This window comes from Listeria sp. PSOL-1, from assembly GCF_902806445.1.
Taxonomy (GTDB): domain Bacteria; phylum Bacillota; class Bacilli; order Lactobacillales; family Listeriaceae; genus Listeria.
In genome coordinates this window covers 1,447,476-1,472,374 of sequence record NZ_LR760298.1, presented here as the reverse complement: position 1 = coordinate 1,472,374, position 24,899 = coordinate 1,447,476, and the positions used below count along the sequence as shown (strand labels likewise).

The 24,899-nt window shown below is 36.0% G+C and carries 17 protein-coding genes; 9 read left to right on the top strand and 8 right to left on the bottom strand.

Annotated elements, in window-relative coordinates; translation table 11 throughout:
• Positions 1-184: 184 nt before the first annotated feature.
• The 7 genes from G6Q10_RS07100 (at position 185) to G6Q10_RS07070 (ending at position 9,354) form a co-directional block, all read left to right on the top strand.
• Positions 185-3,145, top strand: a complete 2,961-nt coding sequence (locus tag G6Q10_RS07100) for a binary toxin-like calcium binding domain-containing protein (RefSeq protein WP_163654613.1) — start codon at positions 185-187, stop codon at positions 3,143-3,145.
• Positions 3,146-3,283: 138 nt separating this feature from the next.
• Positions 3,284-4,915, top strand: coding sequence for a pyridoxal phosphate-dependent decarboxylase family protein (locus G6Q10_RS07095; protein ID WP_163654611.1), 1,632 nt, complete (start codon positions 3,284-3,286; stop codon positions 4,913-4,915).
• A gap of 11 nt (positions 4,916-4,926) precedes the next feature.
• The gene (locus G6Q10_RS07090) at positions 4,927-6,087 is read left to right on the top strand and encodes a pyridoxal phosphate-dependent aminotransferase (protein WP_163654609.1); all 1,161 of its coding nucleotides are present in this window, start codon (positions 4,927-4,929) and stop codon (positions 6,085-6,087) included.
• 69 nt (positions 6,088-6,156) lie between these two features.
• Complete coding sequence (locus G6Q10_RS07085; RefSeq protein ID WP_163654607.1) at positions 6,157-6,492, top strand: YflT domain-containing protein; 336 nt, start codon at positions 6,157-6,159, stop codon at positions 6,490-6,492.
• Between the two features lie 206 nt (positions 6,493-6,698).
• The gene (locus G6Q10_RS07080) at positions 6,699-7,589 is read left to right on the top strand and encodes a diacylglycerol/lipid kinase family protein (RefSeq protein WP_163655811.1); all 891 of its coding nucleotides are present in this window, start codon (positions 6,699-6,701) and stop codon (positions 7,587-7,589) included.
• Positions 7,590-7,745: 156 nt separating this feature from the next.
• Positions 7,746-8,909 carry a serine hydrolase domain-containing protein gene (locus G6Q10_RS07075; protein ID WP_163654605.1) on the top strand — a complete coding sequence of 388 codons (1,164 nt, stop codon included), beginning with the start codon at positions 7,746-7,748 and terminating at the stop codon, positions 8,907-8,909.
• Between the two features lie 61 nt (positions 8,910-8,970).
• Positions 8,971-9,354, top strand: a complete 384-nt coding sequence (locus G6Q10_RS07070) for a hypothetical protein (RefSeq protein ID WP_163654603.1) — start codon at positions 8,971-8,973, stop codon at positions 9,352-9,354.
• 22 nt (positions 9,355-9,376) lie between these two features.
• On the opposite strand, the gene G6Q10_RS07065 is transcribed toward G6Q10_RS07070, so the two are convergent.
• The 7 genes from G6Q10_RS07065 to G6Q10_RS07035 all read right to left on the bottom strand — a co-directional run bounded on the left by G6Q10_RS07065 (position 9,377) and on the right by G6Q10_RS07035 (position 17,289).
• The gene (locus G6Q10_RS07065) at positions 9,377-9,853 is read right to left on the bottom strand and encodes a DUF986 family protein (RefSeq protein WP_163654601.1); all 477 of its coding nucleotides are present in this window, start codon (positions 9,851-9,853) and stop codon (positions 9,377-9,379) included.
• A 45-nt stretch (positions 9,854-9,898) separates the two neighbouring features.
• Positions 9,899-10,378 (bottom strand): mannose/fructose/sorbose PTS transporter subunit IIB, encoded by a 480-nt coding sequence (locus G6Q10_RS07060; protein ID WP_163654599.1) that lies wholly within the window; start codon positions 10,376-10,378, stop codon positions 9,899-9,901.
• A 300-nt stretch (positions 10,379-10,678) separates the two neighbouring features.
• A complete protein-coding gene (locus tag G6Q10_RS07055) occupies positions 10,679-11,056 on the bottom strand; it encodes a DUF956 family protein (RefSeq protein ID WP_163654597.1) in 378 nt (125 codons plus the stop codon).
• Between the two features lie 263 nt (positions 11,057-11,319).
• On the bottom strand, positions 11,320-12,234 hold the full coding sequence (locus G6Q10_RS07050) for a PTS system mannose/fructose/sorbose family transporter subunit IID (RefSeq protein ID WP_163654596.1): 915 nt from the start codon (positions 12,232-12,234) through the stop codon (positions 11,320-11,322).
• A gap of 23 nt (positions 12,235-12,257) precedes the next feature.
• A complete protein-coding gene (locus G6Q10_RS07045; RefSeq protein ID WP_163654594.1) occupies positions 12,258-13,067 on the bottom strand; it encodes a PTS mannose/fructose/sorbose transporter subunit IIC in 810 nt (269 codons plus the stop codon).
• A 28-nt stretch (positions 13,068-13,095) separates the two neighbouring features.
• The gene (locus G6Q10_RS07040; protein ID WP_163654592.1) at positions 13,096-14,088 is read right to left on the bottom strand and encodes a mannose/fructose/sorbose PTS transporter subunit IIA; all 993 of its coding nucleotides are present in this window, start codon (positions 14,086-14,088) and stop codon (positions 13,096-13,098) included.
• A gap of 390 nt (positions 14,089-14,478) precedes the next feature.
• Entirely contained in the window at positions 14,479-17,289 is a 2,811-nt protein-coding gene (locus G6Q10_RS07035) for a sigma-54-dependent transcriptional regulator (RefSeq protein WP_163655809.1), read from the bottom strand.
• Between the two features lie 197 nt (positions 17,290-17,486).
• On the opposite strand from G6Q10_RS07035, the gene G6Q10_RS07030 reads away from it, so the two are divergent.
• The gene (locus G6Q10_RS07030) at positions 17,487-18,119 is read left to right on the top strand and encodes an FMN-dependent NADH-azoreductase (protein WP_163654590.1); all 633 of its coding nucleotides are present in this window, start codon (positions 17,487-17,489) and stop codon (positions 18,117-18,119) included.
• A 124-nt stretch (positions 18,120-18,243) separates the two neighbouring features.
• On the opposite strand, the gene G6Q10_RS07025 is transcribed toward G6Q10_RS07030, so the two are convergent.
• Complete coding sequence (locus G6Q10_RS07025) at positions 18,244-19,587, bottom strand: alpha/beta hydrolase (RefSeq protein ID WP_163654588.1); 1,344 nt, start codon at positions 19,585-19,587, stop codon at positions 18,244-18,246.
• 638 nt (positions 19,588-20,225) lie between these two features.
• Between G6Q10_RS07025 and G6Q10_RS10040 the strand changes: the two genes are divergently transcribed.
• Positions 20,226-24,629 carry a glycosyl hydrolase family 18 protein gene (locus G6Q10_RS10040; RefSeq protein ID WP_197914086.1) on the top strand — a complete coding sequence of 1,468 codons (4,404 nt, stop codon included), beginning with the start codon at positions 20,226-20,228 and terminating at the stop codon, positions 24,627-24,629.
• Positions 24,630-24,899: the final 270 nt, after the last annotated feature.

Sequence of the window (24,899 nt, the reverse complement as noted above, 5' to 3'; positions counted from 1 at the left end):
ATACATTTATCTATCAGAAAAAGCATTAAAATAAGTTTAAAGAAAGCGTATTCCAAAAAGAAGAGGAGGTGGTTTTATAACGAGCAGTAAAAAAAAGCATATTCATTATTTGTAAGCGTTTTCTTGAAAAAGAAGCTTCAACCAGAAATCTTGCAGTTAAATAGAAATAGGGAGGGTAAACAAAATGAAAAAACAATTACTAGGAGTAGCAGCATGTGCCCTGATAGGATCTACTTTTTTACAAGGAGGAGTTCCTTTAAGTAGCCAAGCAAAAAAAACGGTGGGTAGTCAAATAAAAGCAACTACCCCAAATAAAGAAAAACAAGGAGATAAAACCGGATTACTTGGATATTATTTCCAAGATAAAGATTTGAAAAAATTGAGCTTAATGTCAATGACAACGAATGGACACCTAAGTTATGAAACAGAAAGCGCAAATAAATTATTAAAGAAAACAACCCAAGAATATCAAGCTGTTCGGTGGGTAGGTTTAATTAAAAGTGAACAAGCAGGTAATTTTTCTTTCCAATTAACAAATGATAAATATGCCACCATAAAAATTAATGGGGAAATAATTTCAGAAAAAGGGCAAAATAAAAAAACGGTTCAGTTAAATAAAGGTGAGAAGAAAGAAATCGAAATCATTTATCAACCTCAAACTACGCTAACAAATGAAGATTTGAAAGGAATAAAACTCCAGAAGAAAAGCTCAGCACAAAATTGGACAGATGTTAAGCAAAATGAATTATTTATACCTTATTCAAATGCAAAAGCTTCACTAAAAGATGCTACTTTACCTGATTCTGATAAAGATAACATCCCAGATGAATGGGAAAAAAATGGTTATACTGTAAAAGATCGGAATTTAGTGAAGTGGGATGATTCACTAGGAGCAATGGGCTATCAAAAATATGTCTCGAACCCTTATAAAAAATACACCACAGCAGACCCTTATTCTGATTATGATAAGGTAATGGGGCTAATACCAAATACAAATGCTAAAGCAACAAAAAACCCTTTAATTGCTGCCTTTCCACGAGTAAATGTAGGACTAGAAGATGTGGCACTTTCAAAACGTACGACAACGACTGAATCTATCCAATCAGTCACCCAAACGAACTGGTCCTATACGAACACAGAAGAAGTGACAATCAATGCGGGACTTGGATGGGACAGTCAGAAGGGGTTCAATTTTTCAGCCGGTGTATCGACGAAGTATGGCCATGCAGAGACTGTTGCTAAACAATGGGGACAGACGATAGGTAAGACGTTTCAGCTAATGGAAGCAGAGGCCGCTTCTTTGAACGCGAATATGCGTTATTATAATATTGGAACTGGAGCCATTTATGAGGTTGCACCGACTGTAAGCTTAGTATTAGATAATACAACGATTTCAACTAATACAGCTCCAAAAGAATTAACAGCTAATGGCTTGTTACCAGATTCAACATATCCATCACTCGATCAAACGGGAATTTCGCTTTCCAAAAATAGTACAGGGAAGGATATTACACTAAATAAACAGCAGTTTGAGTCCTATACCACGAATTCTCCTTTGCTAATGAATACAAACCAAACCAGTGGTAAATATGCAAAACTCAATGAAGAATCGCAAATTGTCATTGGCGGTGACTGGAATGGTATCGAACAGGAAATTAGCACCCAAACAGCATCGATTATGATTGATAGTGGAAGCCGTATCTCAGAAAGAAAGATTGCAGCAAAGGATTATAGCCAAGCAGAAGACGATGGCGTTCCAAGTCTAACATTCAAACAAGCAATGAAACTTGCTTACCCAGAAGAAGTAACAGAAAAAGGTGGTATCCTCTATTACAAAGATAAAGTATTAGATGAAGCAAGTGTCATGATGTATATCGATGAAAAAACAAGAGATGAGATCAAAAAACAGATAGAAAGTACAACAGGTGTATTTAAAGATGTAAAGAAATTGTATGATGTGAAGATTACGCCAAAAATGAACTTTACTATCAAATTAGCTGCTCTCTATGATAATGCAGAAGACAACAAGGGGAAAGTGCCATTTGGAAATTGGCTCTATACTTACCAAGTTCCAGGTGGAAATACTGGGAAGAAGCAATATCGTTCTCACCATCCTGATGCAGGAGTAAGACTAACAGCTGAAGCTAAGAAAAAACTAACACCAGATACAAAATATTATTTAAGTCTTTATATGAAAGCATATAAAGATACAACACCAACGATTGAAGTTCAAGGTGAAAATGGCAAGATAGTTAGTGAACAAGTCAAATTAACGAATAATGGTTATCAAAGAGTTGATATTTTGGTGAAGAATATGGAAGACAATCCAATTAAACAGATATTTGTTCGTGGTGACTATAAAACCGATGTTTACTGGGATGATGTTTCTTTGACTGAAATCTCGCACCAAAAAACCGATCTGTTATCAGAAAGCGATGTAAAAAAAGCGCATACATTTAAATATGAGAATTATTATTACGAGTCTATCTGGCGGGGGCCTAACAGCTCACTAGCAGGCTTGACAATGAATGTAAAACCTGTGACAGGTACAAATGGAAAACCAGCAGCTTTTGAATACAAGGTAATGGTTGACGGAAAAGAGCTAGATCAAAGAGCTTATAAACCTAACAGCCAAGGGGATATTACCTTTGATTTTCTTAAAATGAACAGCAATAATCCAATTTCTAAGGATAGTTCGATTCAAATTTATGCTGTTCATAAAAATCAAGAAATCAAGGTTGCAGAATTAAATAAGTATACGATTAGTGGAAAAATTAATTTCTCTAATGATGGCGAATCGGGAGGTCCAGAGCTTGGAGGTACAATAGATCTGTATTTAGATAAGCAGGGTATGAGTAATGGCGCGATAGTACATCCTATTAATTTGTGGAATGATCTGTATGATGCAGATGATAAATGGTCAGTGAGTTATAAGAAAGATTTTGCCTCATTCCAAGATCAATTGAGTAAGTTTAAGTTTTCAGCAGCAGTGTATGAACTGGATGATACTAACGGTAGTGATCAGCTAGCTTATCCTAGTGATGAAAAAACTTTCAATACATCTAAAGGAAGCATGAAATTTCAAGGTGATGAAAGCGGAAGTTACGTCCGCTTAGATTACGAAGTTGTAAAAAACGAAAATTAAGTTCATAACAAGCCGATTTTACTTCTTGAATGAAAAAACGATAGAAGTAAAATCGGTTTATTTATCTTTTGAAATGATCTAAAAACAGATACTAGCACTAGTGTATTGAACCATAAAACGATTTGAAGGAGTTGTCATATGAATACGATAAACCATGGCTTATTTGATAACCTAAATAAAGAATTTTTAAATAGTGAGGAAAACAATATTTCCTTATTATTTGAAAAAATAAAATATATTCAAGGAGAAAATGTAATAGGTAAATCTCCCAAAATACAAACCAAAAATTTCTTTTATGAGGAAGAACTAGTTAAATTTTCTCTCAACGAAGAAGGGCTAGATAGTCTAAGTACTTTGAAAGAAGTAGCACAATTATTCCAAGGAGTGATTAGGCCACATTCACCTTTTGCGTTGTTTAACATGTTACCTTCTCCTTTGTTAGATACAATTGCAGCGTCTACAATGACTCAGCTATATAATGTGAATAGTTTAATGGATAACTTTGGAGGTAAATCACTCATCTTTGAGCAAAAAGTAGCTAGAAGTTTAGGTAGATTAATTGGTTGGCCACAATCAGTTGGAATATCTTGTAATGGAGGGAAGTTAACTTTACTATATGCTATTCGTATGGCGTTATCTCGAATGTTTCCAGATTCCAACACGAAAGGAATTCCAACTAATTGCGTTATTTTAACAAATGAGCCCTCCCATTATTGCGTAGAGCATGTATGTATGCTTTTAGGTTTAGGTTCTGAAAGTTGTATTCGAGTTGCAGCAGATGAGAATTGGCAAATGTGTGAGCGGGCATTGACTGAAACGATTAAAGAGCAGGTAGCGAGAGGGAAAAAGATAGCAGCTGTTATTTGCTGTGGCGGAACAACCATTAATTTTGCACATGATGACACAGAAAAAATATACCATATTGTAATGCAGGTTTTGGATAAATTGAACCAAAATTATAAGCCACACTTTCATTTAGACAGTGTCATTGGCTGGCTGGTTTTTTCATTTAAGCGTGATTCGAGGATACATGATATGGATCCAATTATAAAAGGAAAAATCCAGCAAATCATTCATCGCCAAAAAGGGTTACTATTTTTTGACTCATGTGGTGTAGATTTTCATAAAACTGGACTATGTCCGTATTCGACAAGTTTTTTTATCGCGTCATCTAAAGATATGTTTAATTTACTAAACGATGGAAGTTATGTCTATGAAGAAGAGGATTTTTTATACGGTAATTTTAGAGCATATCGTTATACTGTTGAAAACTCTCGTCCTGCTTCGGGCATTGCTTCAGCATATGTCGCTTTACGACGATTAGGAATTGATGGCATGCAGCGATATTTTGTTGCTTTACATAGGATGTCACTTGATATTGCCAAGGAATTAGAAAAAAAAGTAGCTTTTAAAGTATTAAATAAAGATTCTTTAGGTTGGGAAATTATTTTTTCCATTCGTTTTGAGAAGCTGAAAAGAAAGGAGCAATTTTCTACATTAAATATTGAACAAAATTTTATCACTTTTTGTTGGAATAAATGTGAGAATGGTGATAACTTTCCATTTATTAGTTTTGTACCTGGGTATAAAGCGAGTCCTTTTTCGGATTCGCAAATGGCATTTTTAATCTACCCAATGAATTTAAATGGTAGAGAGTGCATAGAAGAAATTATTGATCATTTAGAAAAAGCGGTTCATGATTTTGAAAAAAGTGTTTTGGAAGGAACGCTTATCTTAAATGTTATTGAGAAGGAAAAAACCATTAAATAGGAGAGATGGATATGATGGAAGAGGATGTTTTTTCATTTATTGATCGTATGTCTAAGGAACATGAAGACCTTATTGATCTATCTATAGGTAACCCAGATGGCATGCCACACCCATTATTATTAGAAAAATTAAAATCAGAAATAGATTGTCAAGGAAACCATGGATATGGCTGTTTTAATAAAAACACGATTCAAGAATTACGACAGGCGCTTAGTCACTACTATAAGAGAAAATTTCACGTTGAGTTAGATAAACGAACAGAAGTAGCTGAGGTATCTGGGACAAAAACGGCGATTTATCATATTTTGTCACTTTTAATTAATAAAGGAGATAAAGTTTTAATTCCTTCTCCTTCTTATAGTGTCTATGCCACGTGTGTGAATTTGCTTGGTGGGGAAGTCACTCATTTCCCAAGTGATCCAATAAATTTTCAACCTGAATATGAAAAACTTAATGAAGACCAGTTACGTGATGCAAAAGTTATGATTTTATGTTCACCGGGGAATCCAACTAGTGCTATCTTAATGAAAGAAAAATTGAAGCTAGCTGTAACCATCGCTAGGAAATATGATATCAAAATTATTCACGATTTGGCTTACGTTGAATTAAATTATTCAGAAGACACAATAAGCAGTATTTTTTCAGTTTCAACAGATAAAACAAATCTTTTAGAACTATATAGTTTAAGTAAATCATGTAATGTGCCTGGATGGAGGTTAGGATTTGTAAGTGGATGCCCTGTAATTATTAGTAAATTGAAAAAGTTGCAGTTTGATATTGAATTTGGTGTATTTATTCCTTTTCAAAAAGTGGGAATTAGTGCACTACAAAACATGAGCACGATTGCAAACTGTGAAAAAGAAAGATATAAAGAAAGAATAGATTATTTTGTTGATGAGATGAAAAAGTGTGGCTGGATGATAGAGAAGCCTAAAGCTAGTTTCTTTATTTGGACAAAGGTACCTAAACAATTTCAACATATAACGGATAAAGAATTTGTATTGTTAATTGTAAAGGAATGTGGTGTTTTATTTTCTCCTGGAAGTGGTTTTGGTCTTGGCGGCGAAGGATTTATCAGAATTGCATTGGTACAGCCTATTTCTAAAATCAAACGTGCAACAAAATGCCTGCAACAATTCTTTTCTTGCGATGGCGAGGCATCTCTTCACTAATTCATGTTTTAGAAAATGTTCATCGGGAAAATCCATTAATATAAAATAAAAAACATATTGGAGGAATAAATGATGACTTTTGTAAAAGAATATGAAAATGATGAAATGCTAGAAAGAGAAATTAACCAACTAAAAGATGCAGGTGTGGACGCAGAAGGCATTTTTGTTTTATCCCATGATGATGATCGGACGGCGCGAATTGTAAAGAATACACAGCTTTCTGATATTGACTATAATAAAAAAGCTTTAGGACAAACCTTTGCAAAAAAAGGAGACGAGTTGCGAGCAAAGTTAAAAGAATTAGGTTTACCCCAGGAGGAAGCTGAAAAATACGAAGCTGAAATGGATCAAGGAAAAGTTTTCTTACTTGTAAAAGATGAAAAAGCAAAACAAATTTTAAGTTAAAAATCGATCAGGCAAAAGATAGAAGTGAGCGCTTGTTCCAGACTTCGCTCACTTCGCCATATCTCAAAATGTTAAATAAGATAGCAAAATTGGAGCTTTCGTTTTTTCACCATTTCCTAAAAATTTTATTATCCTTCGCTTTTTAGTTTTGTTATTTTTTTCTGCTGGGTATAATAGAAGAAGAGATGATGAAAGGATTGTTTAATGTGACAAAAGCACTCTTAATCGTTAATCCTTCTTCTGGAAAAGAAAAAGGACGAAGTTACCAAAAAAAAGCAGAACAGGCCTTATTAAAACGATTTTGCGAAGTAGAGGTTCAGCAAACAAAAAAGCAAGGGGACGCCACAGATTTTGCTTTTAAAGCGGCAGAGCAAGGCTATGATGCTGTCATTGCCATGGGAGGGGATGGAACGCTTAATGAAACGATCAATGGGCTTGCAGTACACGACAAACGTCCTGCTTTTGGCTTTGTGCCGCTTGGGACTGTCAATGATTTGGCAAGGTCAGCTGGGATCCCGCTTAAACCAAAAAAAGCCATTGAAGCTTTAAAGGATGCTGTTTTGGAACCGATGGACATTGGTAAAATTGGCAATACATATTTTATGAACGTATTGGCAATTGGTATGATTGCACAAGCTGTTGACCAAGTAAGCATCAAACAAAAAACAAAATTTGGTTTTACGGCTTATTTTATGGAAGGCTTAAAGGCATTTAATCGAAAAGAGGTACTGACTTTTAGCATTGAATTTGTTGACGGAAACTTTGAAGGGGAGGCAGCGCTAGTTGTTGCTGGTTTGACCAGTTCTGTTGGCGGAATGAAAAAATGGGCACCAGAAGCAGAGTTAGCAGACGGCCTGCTCCATGTATTTATTCTTAAAAAATTGGATTTACTGAATGCGCCGGGAATGATTCACCAATTAATGCGTGGAAAGCTTAAAGATAGTAGCAGCGTTGAATACATTCAAACAGCAAAAATGAAAATAAGAGCAGAAAATGAAGGCATTTCTGTCAATGTTGATGGAGACTCAGGCCCTGAGCTTCCTGTATCGATTGAAGTACTACCCAGCCATTTACAAATTTTGCTTCCTAAAAAATAATCGATTAGAATCGTGTCGATGGGCTTCTTTATTACTAGTTTATTTTCTCCATAATTAAAGCGTAGCATTTTCATAATAGGTATTATGACGTAATTTACAATTAGGTTACATTATGTTACTATATTAGCAATCACCTAAGATGGAGGCAAGTTTAAAATGAAAAGAAAGTCTAGGGCTGCGACATTTCGCAGCAGACGCAGAAAAAAATGGGTTATAAATGGGGCTGTACTTCTTATAGTATTGATTTTAGCTGCAGGAGGTTACAAAGGCTATAAAAAAATACAGGCATTACAAGCAAGAAATAACGCTAAGCAAGCGATCCAAACTAAACGAACAGAAGAAAAAAAAGACTTAGCAATTCATGCAGAAGCAAGCACAATGAAAGAAAAAGAAATAGAAGAGTATTTATACTCGATCAACTTTAATGGTTCAGCCTATATCGAAGATAAAGGGAAATTTGTTATTTCAAGAGGTTATGGTTTTGCTAACCTTGAAAAATACAAAGCGAATAATGCAGAAACAGCACATCTAATTGGCTCAGCACAAAAGACAGTCATTGCAACAGCTGTGTTACAATTAGTTGAACAAGGGAAACTCTCACTTACTGCTCCTATTAGCCAATATATTCCTGGTTTTCCAAATGGGACGAAGATATTAGTTCGTGATTTTTTGCGTCATACGTCTGGAATTAAGGGGCATCGAGTAAGACCGTTTTATATTTCACCAACCCAGTTAATTGAGAGTATCAAAGCGCAAGGGATTCGAAGTCAACCTGGAAAGTGGCATTATTTAGATGACAATTATTCTGTTTTAGCCTACCTTATTCAAAAAGAAAGCGGGCAATCGCTAGCGAGCTATCTTAAGCAGCATATCTTTGATGTCGCTAATATGCCATCTGCAGGTTTGGGCAAAAGTTTTTATAGCGTGCCTAATCATGGGTCTAGTTATATGCAGTCAAAAGATGGCATTTTAGAGGCACGATCGGTGATAGAAGATTTTAGTCAGGTGTTTGGTGCGGGGGACATGTACATGAATGCCATTGACTTAGCTAGATTCGATCAAGCTTTACAATCAGGGAAACTTATTTCAAAGTCGTCTGTGAAGCAAATGCTTACGAAAGGTCCGCATAGTAAATATGGGTATGGTGTCTATGAATATCCATCATTTTACGTTGCGAGGGGCGTGTATTATGGCTATCAAGCGACGAATTTCTTTTCCAAAGATGGCAAAAAAACAATTGTTCTTTTAACTAATGGCCGCGCAGAACTTAGCTTAATTAAGGCATCAGAGAATATTTTTCAGATCATGAATAAAAAATAGCTAGTTATTTTAATTCATGCTATAATATGGGAAGAACTTGAAACACAGGAGGAAGTTGTTAGTGGAAATAAAAGTTCAAGATTTTACCGGGAATAAAGTCGCTTTTATGAGCGATTTTGGTGAATGTATAGGAACTTGGCCAGAAGAAGAGCCGGACCCGGGAAGAAAGTATACCGTGGAAATTAACATTCCAGAAAAAATAACAGTTGATTTACTTCATGAAAGTGAAGAAAAACATTGCCTTCTTGAATTCGATGCTGATGAAGAAATGGTTCACATTGTTGGACAGCTAGAAGACTATGAAGAAGATGGCTTTGCTGTTCTTCGTTTGGAAGAAAGCATTATCTGTTTTGACACTGATTTTGATGAAGAAATTGAAGCACTACATGGCAAGTTCATCGAATTTTTTGTGCCAGAAATTATTTTAAATAGTGTAGGTATATAAATAACCAAGCCTTAGCGAAAAACTAGGGCTTGGTTATTTTTTTATCCTTTAAGAAAGTCAATATTTTTTGTAAATCATCCGGATTTTTAGCAAAAAGAAGTAGTCTTTGCCTCCCAGTTTCAAGTACAAGGATGCCATCTTCTGATAAATTTACACGCTCAATCTGTATATAAGGGTAGAAAATAACTCTATAAAAAAGACCATTTTCTTTAAAAATCACTTTCGGCTGACGAATAAAACAAATAAATAGAAATAAAATCTCCATTATAGCTAAAAGAATGGTCGTTGAAAACGCGCCATCACGGAAAATATTGGAAAAAAGCAAGAGCGCAATTAAACCAACAAAGATGTAACTATCAGAGCGATTACGCGATTTTAAGTTAACTTTAAGTCGTGTTTGTCCTTTCCATAAAGTTAAGATGAGCCCATCATAAATTATAAATAGTAACGCGCCAATATTTAAGATGAGTAAAAAAAGATCTGTTATTGTCCATTCCATTTCTATCCCTCACTTAAAATCAATCTTTTGTTTATTATAGCATAATTAATTTGTTAGTAAGGGGAGCAATTTTACTTTATTGTCTGAAATGACTTTGCGGACCTCTAATTCGATCCCTTTTTCAGCTAAATTTCGAAAAGCTAGTTCATCTTGTTCATCTACAGAGACAGCATTTGTGATCATGTATTTACCTTCTTTAAAAACCATACCACCAATATTAACGCTTTTTATAGGAATGCCAGCTTCTACTAAGGTTAATACATCTTTTGGATTTGTGAAAAGGAGCATGACCCGAGTTGTTTCGTAGAGTGGATTATGGTATACACGAATGGCTTTTGCAATATCAACCACGTTAGCTTTTATGCCAGGAGGTGTGACTTGTTGAAGCAATGTGCTACGAAGTTTATCTTTTGCAACATCATCATTGATGACAATAATGCGCTCTATTTGAGTTGCCTTTGCCCAAACCGTTGTTACTTGGCCATGGATTAAGCGGTCGTCTATCCTTGCTAGACGGATGTTCATTTTAACGTTTCCTCCTCGTGTCTAATAAAAGGTATTTTGCCATAAATAGTATACCATGAATAGATCCTTCATTGACTGTTTAATTTTTGTGCAGCAAAAAAGAATCTGGGACATGCACGATTCAGCTCTATTTTTTTAAGAAAATACGAGTTGAAAAATGATGTTTCAAACACGACAAATCGAACGAAAACGTTTGCATTTTAAAAAATTGCCAGAATCCAGAAGCGGGCTGTACGTGAGAACTGTAAGCCTAGCAAACTGCTGTTGGCAATTTATTTTGTTTATGTCGTCCTAGAGGCTTTACTTTTTTCGTTTAAATATAGATTTAAAAGCACGCTTGATAACATCAAAGAAGCTAATAGAAGGAACCATCTTAGCAGGATCGACGTAAACTCTTATTGCTCGAAGTACTACTTTAGGTTTTTTAGAAGAAAATGTATACGTACCATTTCGCTTTGTTTTGATGGCATAGCGTGGAATCCATTTACCCCATAACATGACAGAAACAATGACTTGATCTACTTCTTCCCATGGGATTTGGATAAATTTACGTACATCACGAGCATGGAAAAATTCAAATCCTTTATCGCCAATCATAATTTTTCCGTAATCTGTAAGCCCAGTAAAGGAAGTGGCATCCATTGTTAAGTCAGCCTTTGTGTTTATCGATTGTACCAATTGTATTCGCTCCATTTCTTTTTCACTTGTTTCATTTATTATATGATTTTTTGGAGGATAAGCCAATAAATATTTTAAGCGCTTGGGACATAAATGGAATAAATCAAAGAGAAGCACTTGTACTTAAGGAGTTTGATGGTTTTCCATTTCCGGATTTCCACCAAACTCCTTAGATACGCTTGATTTATTATGCTTGAGATGCCCACTTTTTTAAAAAAGATATGGCGAAATCAGTTTATATCTTAGCAAATGATCGGAATGAATTATAGTAGTCCGATCAAATGACCACCTACACCGACTACAAATAATCCTAAAATAATAATGATCGGGCTGACTTTCTTTCTAAGTAGCCACATACATAAGAATGTGAGTAGTAATGGTGCAAGGCCTGGAATTAAGTTATCTAAGTTATCTTGTAGTGTAGTAACTTTTGTTCTTGCAAGGGCTAGTCCGGCATCATGTTGTTGAAGCGCTGTTTTAATACCTTCAGCACCTTTTGGCAATTTGTTCCAGTCAATATAAGCTCCGTGATCAAGTTTTACTTTGGAAATAACAGGGGTAAACTTGATGGTTACCCACCTTTCAACCAGGGCGGCGAGAACGAACATCCCCAGTATCGATGCTCCTTTTGTTATATTTTGAAGCAACCCACCAGAAAGGTCATCTGTAATTTTAGCACCTGCTTTGTAAGCAAATTCTTGTGTGTACCACATAAAGCCCCAACGAATAAGGTTCCAAGCGACAAAGAATAGGATTGGTCCGAGGATATTTCCGCTCATTGCAAGAGAGGCACCTAATGCACCTAACATTGGACGGATGGTAAACCAGAATACTGGATCCCCAACACCAGCAAGAGGTCCCATCATACCAACTTTAACACCTTGGATCGCTACATCATCAACTGGAGCGCCTTTTGCACGTTCTTCTTCTAAAGCTAGCGTTACTCCAATAATAGGAGAAGCGATATATGGGTGAGTATTAAAGAACTCTAAGTGACGTTTTAAGGCTAAAGAACGGTCTTCTTTCGTTTTATATAATTTTTTAATTGCGGGAATCATAGCGAAAACCCAGCCGCCATTTTGCATACGTTCATAGTTCCAAGAGCCCTGGATGTATGTGCAACGCCATGCGACTTTAAGCCGGTCTCTTTTTGTTAACTCAATTTTTTCTTCTGCCATTTTCTTTTCCTCCTTTATTTAGGTTAATAATCATTTAAGATATCACCGAGTGGATCGCCTGAATTTCCGCCGCTGCTGCCGCCGTCTGAGCTGCCACCGCCTACTTTAGATAGTTGTAGGTAGATAAGAGCAAGCGCAACACCGATTGCACCTAATGCAATAAGTGTTAATTGAGAAATAGCAGCAAGTACGAATCCAAGGATAAAGAATGGCCATACTTCTTTTGTTGCCATCATATTGATAACAAGTGCATAACCAACAGCAACAACCATACCGCCGCCGATAGCCATACCATCTGTTAACCAATGAGGCATCGATTCTAGAAATGAACGAACTGCATTTGCTGGAATGAAGAGAAGGGCTGCTGCTGGAATAGCAATCCGTAAACCTTGCATACATACAGCACCAATATGAAGCCACTCTATTCTTTTAATATCAGCTTTTTCAGCTGCCCCGTCCATTAAATGAACAATTGGAACGGCTAAAGTACGAACGATCATTGTTAAGAAAAGTCCTGCTACTGCAAGTGGAATGGCAATGGCAATAGCGGAAGGAATACCTTGAACGCCTTGTCCACCTAATGCTAGAATAATTGCTGAAGCGACTGAAGCAAGCGCAGCATCTGGTGCTACTGCTGCTCCGATATTTGCCCATCCAAGTGCGATCATTTGAAGTGTTCCTCCAAGAATGATCCCTGCAGTTAAGTTACCAGTTACTAAACCGATTAATGTACATGCCACTAGCGGTTGATGGAATTGGAATTCGTCCAAAATCCCTTCAATCCCTGCTAGAAAGGCAACAATGACTACTAAAATGATTGATATTATAGACATAATAGGCCTCCTGTTTTAATTTTTCCTGTTATCTTTCATTTAATTCGGATTTTGCACGTTTGAGAATTTCTTCCATGTTTGCTCGTGAATCGTTAGGAACTTTACGAACATCAAACTTAACGCCTTTTGCTTTTAACTTTTCGAAAGTTTCTACGTCTTCTTGTCCCATAGAAAGAACTTTGCTTACTACTACTTTTCCTACTGAGTGTGCCATTGAACCAACATTGACTTCTTGGATATCAACGCCGCCTTCAATAGCTCTAAGGACATCTTCAGGATTTTCGAACAATAAGAGTGCTTTTGTATTTCCAAAGCGTGTATCTTTTGCTACTTCAATCATTTTGCTTATTGGAACCACATTTGCTTTAACTCCAGGGGGAGCAGCTTGTTCGATCAATTTTTTACGAAGATCATCTTTAGAGACAGTATCAGAAACAACGATGATTCGATTAGGCTGGGTTGATTTAGTCCAAGCTGTTGCGACTTGCCCGTGAAGTAAGCGTGTATCGATACGCGCCAAGACAAACTTGATTTTACCATCACCGATAACTGTTCCTTTAGCAAGTGCTTCTTTTGGCTGTTCTGTAGCAGCATCAGCGGTAGGTGCAGCATCTTTTGGCTCAAGTTCTTCAGGTTTAACGCGGATACCTTCTTTACCAGTACCAATAATATGAGCGGCTATTTCCTGAGCTGATTCCATTGTAAAGCGTGAGGCATAGGCTTCAATCAACATTGGTAAATTCAAGCCGGCAACGATTGCCCATTTATCTTTATGTTCTTCAAATAAGTTGTTTGCTTGATTAAATGGTGTCCCTCCCCAAAGGTCGACTAAGAATAGTACTTCATCTTGATTATCAAAGCCTGCGATAGCTTCTTCCATCTTTGCCTTGACATTATCTGGTCCTTCGCTTGGCATAAGTGTTATCGCTTTAACATTTTCTTGCTCTCCAAAAATCATTGACCCGGATTGCAATATACCTTCAGCAAATTCCCCATGGGTTGCGAGGATAATTCCTACCATCTTCTTACCTCCTAAATAAATTTTATTGTTTTGAATAGCTAGAACTAATTATGAATCTTATATATTAGGTTCATTAGTTTTCTATTCTAAAGCTAATTACATCCCTTTTTAATCGCCCCCTTTGTTTTTTATTCCCATATAGTAGTAAGCAATTTTCGTGCCACATTTAGTGTATTGGTTTTCAGGCCTTATAAACCAGTCCTCCCACACAATGGCCAGTGATGAAACGAATAGAGTATTATTTTTTTAATACACTAAAGAAAATAAAGTCGTAATGAATGATTTACTAAAAAATTGCTATCGTATTTAAATGCGGCTTGAAAAAAAGGTATACAAACTTATATTATCCTAAAGGGAAGGAGCATAAACAAGATTAAAGAAAAATGTTTTTCAAGCGTACATAGCATCGGCCTCAAGAATCGTATCATAAATATAACAAAGCTCATCAACAGTTAAAGAAAGATTGATTCGTTTAATAACTGTATCATTGACTTTTTGAAGGGCATTAAATAATTCGGTATCAAGCATTGATTTTTCTTCGCGATAAATGAGGCCATCATTTAATACCATTCGCTCTAACGCACAACCAAGGTGTACTAATAAGTTAATTTTAAAACTATTATCTAGTTTTTTATCTGTTAATTGTTCGAATTCTTTTTCAAATGCAATCAAGATATCCATCGTTTTTTTCGGATTTAGATAGGTTAGGAATTCGGTTAAACTATCTTCAATCACTTCTTTTGCAATCCGATTTGTTTCACTGCGTTTGACGAAGATATTGCGCTGTTTCACGAGATTGATTAATTGTTCTTCCCCATCATTTGCGAAAAGTTTTTCGAGAGGGATAAAGGGAATGTGAATTTTGGGATTCTCGATGCCAACCGCCATTAAAATATCATTTTCTTTCTGTAAGGTTTCTAGGCGTTGATTCATTTCGTGGACGCCGATAGGGATGACTTTAATAGGCTCCGTTGTCATCGTATCGATAATATTCTCGATAAAAAGTTGTAATTTTTCAGCTGTTCCGCCGCCCGTTGCGCAAATGGTGACAATCGCGTGAGGTTTTTGTTCATTAGCTGAAGGATTTTCTTGTTCGTAGCCACCATATCCGCGAAAATCTTTTAACGAATCATAGATAGCACTTAAATCCATATCAAGAATGTTAGACTTGCGTACAGCTTCAATAACAGTTGCTGTGGAGACCATATCAATTGAACGAACAGCAATGCCAGTGCGTTCACTAATGACAGGTGCAAAGCTTGTGAGCGATCCCATATCAACAAGAAGTAATGCACCGCGGCCCATATCCATTTCTTTAGTAAGTTCTGTTAGTTGATCAAGGATTCCTTTAGGACTTTGATCAAGTGGCATGTCAACGCCTTTGACGAGGCCTTCACCAAGAAGTTTCGTCGCCACATTAACCATACTAGATGCCGTGTTATTACCATGTGTTGCTACGAGTATAGCTACACGTGCATTTTCTTGTTCTTTAAGAAGCGAGCTGATTAAAAGCGTTAAATACATGACTTCCATATTTGGGACATGAATGTTAAATGCTTCTTCAATGTCTGCTTTAATGGAACAAGATAGTTCGTAAGCTTCAGGTTTGTCATTAATCACATTTTTGATATTTGTGTATTTAAGCGGCTTATGACTTTCGGCGCGTTTGATAAAAGATGTCAAGTGGAGGCTAAAAGCAAGTAAAAAGCGTTCATTTAATTTTTTGCCAAAGCGGACTTCGATTCGTTCTTTCATTTCTTCTGCAAAATTTAAAATATCTTCATTTACGATTTTTAAAACGTTTTCGCGTGTTTGAATGGTATTTTTGAATTTATTGTAGAAGCTGTTTAAGTGAATATCGATATCCATTGTAATAAATTTCTTAATGTCGTCATCTTGTACGCCTTGATCCATTAAAATCGCAGCTTTATCTTCTATAATTTTGTATAAATTAAAATTGGCTTCATATTCATCAGTAGCAATGAAAGGTTTATTTTTTTCAGGTTGGATAAGGGTATAAGGTTCAAGGTATGTTGAAATTTCTTGGAGTTCCTTACGTCTACCACTAAAGTGAAAGAAACCATCTTTAATATTAATTGGTAATGTCTTAAAATCAATCAAGATTTCATCATGCTGATCAAAACTGTTTAAAAAGCCTTGCGCGCATACAAGTTGAATATTTGATTTTAGTTGCCCGATATTACCTGAAGCAGTATTGCCAAGTAGAGCCTTTGCCGCTTCATCCTCAATGCGAATCGGTTTATTGACACGATGGGCCTCATTTGATAAAAGATAGCTTAATAGTTCAACACGTTCTTTTGCCGTACGCTCTTCTAATGAAGGAAGTGAAATAATAATTGGAATCCGTCTGACAAATGTTTTGAGTAGAGAAGAATCAGGATCCTCTGTTGTTGCTCCGATAATTAAAACATTTGATTTGCGCTTTCGATCGGTTTCACCAAGTTTATTATAAGAGCCAGAGTCCATCAGATAAAAAATCATTTCTTGTCCTTCTGGAGGGAGGCGATGAATCTCATCAAGAAAAAGGATACCGCCATCTGCTTTTTCAACAAGACCTTCTTTTTCATCATCAGCACCAGTAAATGCACCTTTGATATGGCCAAAAATATGCGACATTAGCAATTGCGGATTATTATAGTAATCAGCGCAATTGAAAATGATAAAGGGAGAGTCATCAGCCAAGCGTTTGGCATGTTGGGCATAACGATACATTAGATTCGCAAAAAGTGTTTTCCCAACACCAGTTTGTCCAAGAATAAGTGTATGAAGACCGCTTGGGGGATAAAGAACAGCTGCTTTTGCTTGCTCGACGGGTGTACGTAAACTTTCACTAGCACCAATTAAATCGTCAAAAGGGCTCTGGTTTGTTGCAGTTGGGAGCATCTCTTTTAATAGTTCCTCGGTGGAGTTAAATGTTACTTCCTCATCATCAAGGGAACGTTGTAGCGCTTGTTCAATTTTGGTGCGAGAAAAATATTGAACAGGTCGCCCAAGTACTTTGACAATTCGCCCTTGTCGATGTAGTTCATTTAATTCCATGCTTACATTGTTGCGTAAAATTTGCAGGGCATCGGCAATCGATGTGGCAGTGAACCCGGAGCTTTCTAAGAGATCTGCTTCAAACGCTTGGTCAGTAGACTCTTGTTCTAAGTATTGATAAATTTTATCAATGCGTTTCATCATTTAGGCTCCTTTTAGTGTATTGAAAATAAGTTAGTGTATTACCTTAAGATAATACACTAAGGAATTCTGTATTTATTTTAACAATCTTTATGAAAAAGTCAATGAAATTTTTTTAAGACCAGATCGTTGACGAGTTCGTTTAAAGCGATTATGATAAAAAGGCAAGTGAAATTTAATTTTAGAAGGTGAAAAATTTGGCAAAAGTTTTATTTATAAAAGCTTCTCCACTCGCTGATACCGCTTCAAGAAGTACACAAGTAGCGAATACATTTGTAAAAGCATATCAAGAAAAAAATCCAGCAGATGAAGTGATTACGCTTGATCTTTATAAAATGAATATCCCACTCATTGATTTAGATCTTCTAACAGCTGGTGCTGATTTACGAGCAGGAAAAGATTTTGAGGAATTAGAAAAGCCCTTACAAGAAAAATTAACCGAATTTAATGCGCTAACGGATCAGTTTGTGGATGCTGACAAATATATCATCGCTTCGCCGCTTTGGAATCTTGGCGTACCACCGTTGTTAAAAGCGTATATTGATACAATCGTTGTAGCGGGAAAAACATTTAAGTATACGGAAAAAGGCCCTATTGGTTTGCTTAAAAATAAAAAAGCGATTCAAATCCATGGTAGTGGCGGTGTATATTCTAATATGGATGTTAATTTCTCTCACGGGGAGCCTTATCTTAATACGGTTTTAAATTTTATTGGTGTCAAAACAGAACCGACTATTTTTATTGAAGGCGTTGACCACGATCCAAGTAAAAAAGATGAAATTGTTGCAGCAGCAGAAAAACTCGCTTATGAAAGTGCTCAAAAATTCTAATTTAAAAACCGGTTTTACTTTTTGTATAAGAAAGTAAAATGGGCTTTTTAATGGAAAGAAAAATTCATTTGACTAAAAAACACTCCGTTTCTAATTCATTGAAACGGAGTGTTTTGTTTGCAGTTTATTTTTTAAGAGGTAAGTCGTTTAGAAACTGATCTATATGTTCTTTTATGAAAGCAGTATTTTCTGTCCCATCTTTGCTGAACAGATTACTATGTGTACCACCAGGTATATAATACAGGTAATTTTGATCACCAATTGCATTGTCTTTTAAGCTCTCAGCATTGCCTGGTAACACAAATTTATCAGCGTCCCCGTGTAAAAATAGTTTAGGGATCTCAGAGCTTTTAACACCTTGCATAGGTACTTCATCTTGCAAGTTAAGATTTGCTCGAGGAATCAGATATCTGCTTTCTAAGTTGGTTAAAATTAATAATCTAGTTGTAGCATCTATTTCAAGAGCGTTTAAGAGGTCATCTAGTTCCGCTTTGATTGATTTATAGCCTGAAATAGAAATAACACCTTTTACTTGATCAGAATAAGAATTGGCAAGCGAACCTAAGGCTGTACTTGATCCCATGGAGCCACCATAAAGGACGATTTTCTGTTGTGGATTTTTAGCTAACTCATCATTTATAAAAGCAGTGTAATCATCCTTTTCGTGAAATCCCATTGTGATGAACTCGCCCTCACTTTCACCAGATGCACGTGGTTCAGTTAGAAGTACATTATAGCCAAAGCTTTCTAACATTTTGGTTTCATGTCCAAAATCTTCATCTGTTGGATCAGGCCATCCATTTCCTCTAAAACCGCCTATAGCAACAATTGTTGTGTCTGAATTATTATCTTTATAAAAACCTGATAGATTTAACGTTTGGCTACTTCCTGCAAATTCTGGGACATTTACTGTTCGTTTTTCATAGCCAGATGGGGAAGGGTTTATTGGGTTGTAATTATATTGTTGTAAAATGGCGTTTAGAAGACTATTTCTGATAAATCCATAATCATACATCGTATAGGTTGCCCATGTTATATCCACTAAAGCTTGCTGCGTTTCATAATAAGTGCGATCAAATTCCCACTCAGCGACAATAAGAGCTAAAGCAACTAAAGCAGTTCCAGGCGAATCGACTATAGCTAAGTTATCTTTAAATAGATTTTCAACGACTTGTGCATAGGCATCTGGATCAAGGTCTTTGAGATTAGTTGGTTTATTTGCGTTTTTCTCATTTATATATACGTTTGCTTTGTTTTCGACAAGATTAACAATTTCCTCTTTTTTTGCAGGAGATAGTTGATCGCGAAATGTAAGTGTTACGAGACTTTCAGTGAGCTGGTGAAGGCTTAATGATTTTGCTTGTATGTCTTGTGCAGATGCCGGAGTTTGTCCCCCAAGCATCGAACTGAATAATATCCCCATTACACATAAAGTAGCCATTATTTTTTTTATTAACAAATTTTTCATCCTCTCCACATTTTTTTAAATGTCTATTATATAGAATAAACTTTTTTATTTTGTGTCTATAAGCATAATCTTTACTTCATATTATCCCGTTGTATAAACAGATTCTGCTGTAAATATGAAAAAAAGGAATAACACCTCCTCTACATTATTTTGTTTATTCTAATTAAGACACTTTTAAAGCTAGCATAAAATGAATGAAAGGAAGTTTGAAAGTTCAAAGAATCACAATATAATTGTGACAAAAAGGTGAACTTTTATCTATATAGTATGATTTTGAAGGGAAAATAGCTTAACTAGCAATTTTTGTGGATAACGCTAGCTTTTTTTTATTAAAAAAGACATTTAAACAGACACATAATCAATTATTTTATATATTTTTGTCTATTAATATCTAAAAAAACATATTTGTTTTGAATTTCGACACATTTTCGTTGTTTTTATATTAAGCTTTATAATTTATGTATTTATTTTTTGATAATATACTAAGTAGCTATTCCGGAATAGTAGCGTATTAATAAGCCATTTAGAGTACTAAATGGCTCAAAACAATCAGACGTTTGTTTAATTTAAGCAAACAATACACAATTCAAAATAAAAATATAATGTATTTAAAAGGACATTTAGGAGGATAATTATTAATGAACCAAAAGAAAAAAGGCTTAAGCAAGTATCTAAACATAACTCTAACAGTAGGGATGTTGTCAATGACGGCAATCAATGGTGTGTCGCCTATTGTAGCAGCTGCGAAAGAAAATACAACTTCTAATCAAGTTGTAAATATTGAAACAAAAAAACAAGAAAACGCAAAAACAACTGTGCCTTACCGAAACGTTATGTACTACGGGGATTGGTCAGTATGGGGTGGACAAGGTAATTATTATCCAAAAGATATCCCTGCTGATTTGTATACTCACTTGAATTTTGCTTTCTTAGATTTTGATTCAAACGGGAACTTACAATTAACAGATAAAGATGCTGCATTTGGAAATCCAGTTGGTTCTGGTAATACTTGGGGAGATGCACTTTCAGGTGCGATTCCAGCTCTAGCAGCGATTAAAGAACAACACCCTAACATGAAACTAGGAATTTCTATTGGTGGTTGGTCGAAATCAGGAGACTTCTCCGAGGTTGCAGCCAATCCAACAAAACGCGCTAAATTTGTAGAAAATATTATGAAATTTGTTAAATACACAGGCATGGATTTTGTCGATATCGATTGGGAATATCCAACAAGCGTACGACAAGGAGATACTGTTGACAATAAAAATGACGAAGGAACACCTAACGCTCGTCCAGAAGATCGCGATAACTATATTAAGTTAATGCAAGATATTCGTGATGGTTTAGATAAACTTGGTACAAAAGAAGACAAAACTTATGAACTAAGTACCGCATTACCAGGAACAAAAACACAACTAGAAGCTTCAGTAGATGTAGCAAAATTATTTAACATTATCGATTTTGGTAATATGATGACTTACGATATGAACGGAGCATGGGGAGAAAAGTCTGGACACCAAACCGCATTATATACAAATCCGAATGATCCTACAGGCTTTTCAATTGAAGCAGCAGTAGACTATCTGAAAAGTAAAAATGTTCAAATGGATAAAGTGGTAATTGGAGCAGCAATGTACACACGTGGTTGGGATTCTGTTGAAAAAGGAAATGACCCCGCACATCCAGGCTTGTTCCAAAACGCCGCTTTAACGGCGAAAGATGCTGACAACTCGCCTACACGTGGAGCGATCAATGAAGCACCCGTGAAAAGTGGTGACGGAGGACGACGTGGTGGCGTTTGGTCTTACCGTAAAATTGATGAGTTAAAAGCGAAAGATCCTTCACTAAAAGAATATTGGGATGATATAGCTAAAGCCCCTTATTTATACAGTGAAACAACAAAACAATTCTTTACTTTCGATAATGAAGAATCTGTTACAGAAAAAGCAAACTTTGTTAAAAAGAATCACCTTGGTGGAGTTATTTCTTGGATGGCCTCTCAAGATAAAGATTCAGATAACAACGGTTCAAGAGAAGAATTAAGTAATGACATTAAAAAAGGATTATACGGTGAGGCCGCTATTCCAAACACAGTCGAAGCGAACAAGAGTGATTTAGACTTAGGCTTAGACGTTAGTGTAACAACTACTGATAATGGTAAAAAAGGCTTCTCATTCACAATGAACAATAATGAAACAAAATCTTCTGAAGGCGAAGCACTAGCTTTAGCTAAGGCGTATTACAGCACAATCAAAAAAGGAAAACTGATTATTACGCTAAAAGATGGAAGCACATTATCAAAAGGTGATTATAAAGCAGGAAACGTTACAGCAAAAGACGGTAAAACATATGTTGAATTTAGTTCAACTTATGATGGAAAAGCAATTGAACCAGGAGCATCTTATGAACTTAAACTAGCAAGTGATAAAGAGAGTAGTGTAAACGAAAATAACATCGAAAAAGTTGAATTAGAACAATATTATGATGTGAACACTAAACTAGCTTCACAAGTTCTTTATGGTGATGATAGCCATGTAAATAACGAGCCCGTTCTTTCTGGTGTTCAAGATAAAACCATCTATATTAATGACAGCTTTGATCCACTTGCTGGTGTAACAGCTGCAGATAAAGAAGATGGCGATTTAACAAGTAAAATCAAAGTGGACGGCAGCGTTAATACGAAAGAAGCAGGTGTTTACACATTAGTCTATACAGTTAGCGACTCTGAAGGAGCAACAACAAAAGCAACACGTAAAATTACCGTGAATAAAGTAAGTGCTCTAGTTATTTCTGGTATCAAAGACACAGAAATTAGCATGGGTGATACTTTTGATAAACTTGCTGGCATAACAGCGAAAGATGGTAAAGGTAAAGATATTACAAGTAAGATCAAAGTTAGTGGCACAGTAGACACAAATGTAGCAGGAACTTACACACTAACATATAGCGTAACAGATGACTATAACCAAACATCAGAAGCAAAACGTCAAATTACAGTTAGCCCAGTAGCAGCTCCAGTTATTTCTGGTGTTAAAGACACAACGATTAGCATGGGTGATACTTTTGACAAACTTGCTGGCGTAACAGCAAAAGACGGCAAAGGTAAAGATATTACAAGTAAGATTAAAGTTAGTGGTACAGTAGATACAAATGTAGCAGGAACTTATACACTAACGTATAGCGTAACAGATGATTACAACCAAACATCAGAAGCAAAACGTCAAATTACAGTTAGTCCAATAGCAGCACCAGTCATTTCTGGAGCAAAAGATGTAACGATTAATGTTGGAGATGATTTTAATCCATTAACAGGCGTAACAGCGAAAGATGGTAAGGGTCAAGATATTACAAGTAAAATCAATGTTAGTGGTAAAGTAGATACGAAAGTAGCAGGAGCATATAAGTTAACTTACAGCGTAACAGACAGCTACAACCAAACTGCAAAAGCAGAACGCACAGTAACCGTACGTGATGAAGCTAAAGCTGACTTTGGCGTAGGGCAAGGTATTGAGTGGCCAAACCAAGTAGTTGCACCATTTGTTGATGATGCAGCATGGATGAACGATGCCAATTATTCAAATAACGGCGCACCAAATATTCAAAAATTAAGCAGTGAATCAGGCGTTAAATTCTTTAACTTAGGATTTATCCAATCATCAGGTGGAACAAAAGACGGTAAATTAAATTGGGGCTGGGCAGGTCTTAGCGCATTAAGCGAAGAAGGCGACACAGACCAATACAAAGGAATTAAAAAAGGAATTAAAGAACTTCGTGATTCTGGCGGAGATGTGACGATTTCATTCGGTGGATTGAATTCAGGCGCATTCTGGACAGCTACTCAAGATACAGATGTACTTTATAACACGTATAAAGAAATTGTTGATGGTTACGGCTTAACACGCATTGATTTTGACGTAGAAGGCGGCGCGATGGATTATAAGCAAAACCAAGCCAACGCAAAAGCTGTTAAAGAATTACAAGAGAAAACAGGCGTAAAAGTAACCTTAACTCTACCAGTTATGCCAAGTGGTTTAACAGTTGCTGGGGAAAATGTTGTAAAAGCTTACCTTGAAGCAGGCGTTGAGCTAACAAATGTTAATATTATGGCAATGTGTTACGGAGAAAGTGTACCAGATTATGCTCAAGGTTCTATTGAAGCAATTGATAATACAAAAGACCAAGTGAAAACAGCATTTAAACAATATGCTAAACAAACTTTATCTGATTCTGAAGCTTACGGAAAAGTAGGTGTTACACCATCTATTGGTTTTGAAAGCTCAAACCACCCGTACTTCTCAACAGAAATGATGAATAAAGTGGTTCAACATGCGAAAGATAAAGGACTTGGTATGGTCGCATTCTGGTCAATGAACCGTGATGCACAAATTGATGGTGGACAAGGAAAAGTAGAAAATCGTTATGAATTTACAGATGTTGCTAAACAATTTACAAGCGAAGATAATAACGATACTGATAAACCACAACAACCACAAAATCTGTCAGTAAGCAACATTACCCAAACTTCAGCAGATGTAACTTGGACAGAATCAGCAAGCAAAGTTGGCATTGCAAAATATATTGTTGAACTTTCAGGAGCAGGCCAAACGAAAACATTCGAAACAAGCGATCTATCTTATGCATTAACTGGCTTAACAGCTAACAAAACTTATACAGTAAAAGTGATTGCTGAAGATCGCAACGGTCAAAAATCAGAAGCTGCTATGACTACTTTCACAACATTAGCTGAAGATAATGATGGCACTCCTGCTTGGAATGCAGACACAACTTACTTTGGTGGAGAAGTTGTCCAATATAACGGTAAAAAATATACTGCTAAATGGTGGACACAAGGCGATCGTCCTGACCAAGGTGGCGCGTATGGCCCTTGGGCAGAGATGTTTGATCCAGCTGATATGGAATGGAATGCAGAACGTATTTATGTAGGTGGCGAGGAAGTCACTTATCATGGTGCTAAATACCGTGCTAAATGGTGGACGCTAGGAAATGAACCAGGCGCATCTGATGTATGGGAAAAACTATAAACGAGTAGCTTAAGTTAGTAAAAGTTTAAGCACAAAACAAGAGAGCAGGATACTCCTGCTCTCTTTTTAGTTTTATAAAAGATAATGGATAAAATTGTACGAAAACATATTTTAGACAGAATTTAATACATTAATTAATCAAACTTCAACTTTTTAATGCGATTATTTATGGTAATCTTTTATTGGCTATTCCGGAATAGTTACGTACTAATAAGCATTTAAAGTACTAAAATGCCCAAAACAATCAGATGTTTGCTTTATTTAAGCGAA

What these genes read in the sequence shown, in the direction of transcription:
- G6Q10_RS07035 (WP_163655809.1), bottom strand. Translation starts at nt 17,289, where the DNA reads ATGAAACGCATTGATAAAATTTATCAATACTTAGAACAAGAGTCTACT.
- G6Q10_RS07075 (WP_163654605.1), top strand. Translation starts at nt 7,746, where the DNA reads ATGAAAAGAAAGTCTAGGGCTGCGACATTTCGCAGCAGACGCAGAAAA.
- G6Q10_RS07065 (WP_163654601.1), bottom strand. Translation starts at nt 9,853, where the DNA reads ATGGAATGGACAATAACAGATCTTTTTTTACTCATCTTAAATATTGGC.
- G6Q10_RS07045 (WP_163654594.1), bottom strand. Translation starts at nt 13,067, where the DNA reads ATGTCTATAATATCAATCATTTTAGTAGTCATTGTTGCCTTTCTAGCA.
- G6Q10_RS07050 (WP_163654596.1), bottom strand. Translation starts at nt 12,234, where the DNA reads ATGGCAGAAGAAAAAATTGAGTTAACAAAAAGAGACCGGCTTAAAGTC.
- G6Q10_RS07100 (WP_163654613.1), top strand. Translation starts at nt 185, where the DNA reads ATGAAAAAACAATTACTAGGAGTAGCAGCATGTGCCCTGATAGGATCT.
- G6Q10_RS07040 (WP_163654592.1), bottom strand. Translation starts at nt 14,088, where the DNA reads ATGGTAGGAATTATCCTCGCAACCCATGGGGAATTTGCTGAAGGTATA.
- G6Q10_RS07060 (WP_163654599.1), bottom strand. Translation starts at nt 10,378, where the DNA reads ATGAACATCCGTCTAGCAAGGATAGACGACCGCTTAATCCATGGCCAA.
- G6Q10_RS07025 (WP_163654588.1), bottom strand. Translation starts at nt 19,587, where the DNA reads ATGAAAAATTTGTTAATAAAAAAAATAATGGCTACTTTATGTGTAATG.
- G6Q10_RS07095 (WP_163654611.1), top strand. Translation starts at nt 3,284, where the DNA reads ATGAATACGATAAACCATGGCTTATTTGATAACCTAAATAAAGAATTT.
- G6Q10_RS10040 (WP_197914086.1), top strand. Translation starts at nt 20,226, where the DNA reads ATGAACCAAAAGAAAAAAGGCTTAAGCAAGTATCTAAACATAACTCTA.
- G6Q10_RS07090 (WP_163654609.1), top strand. Translation starts at nt 4,927, where the DNA reads ATGATGGAAGAGGATGTTTTTTCATTTATTGATCGTATGTCTAAGGAA.
- G6Q10_RS07085 (WP_163654607.1), top strand. Translation starts at nt 6,157, where the DNA reads ATGATGACTTTTGTAAAAGAATATGAAAATGATGAAATGCTAGAAAGA.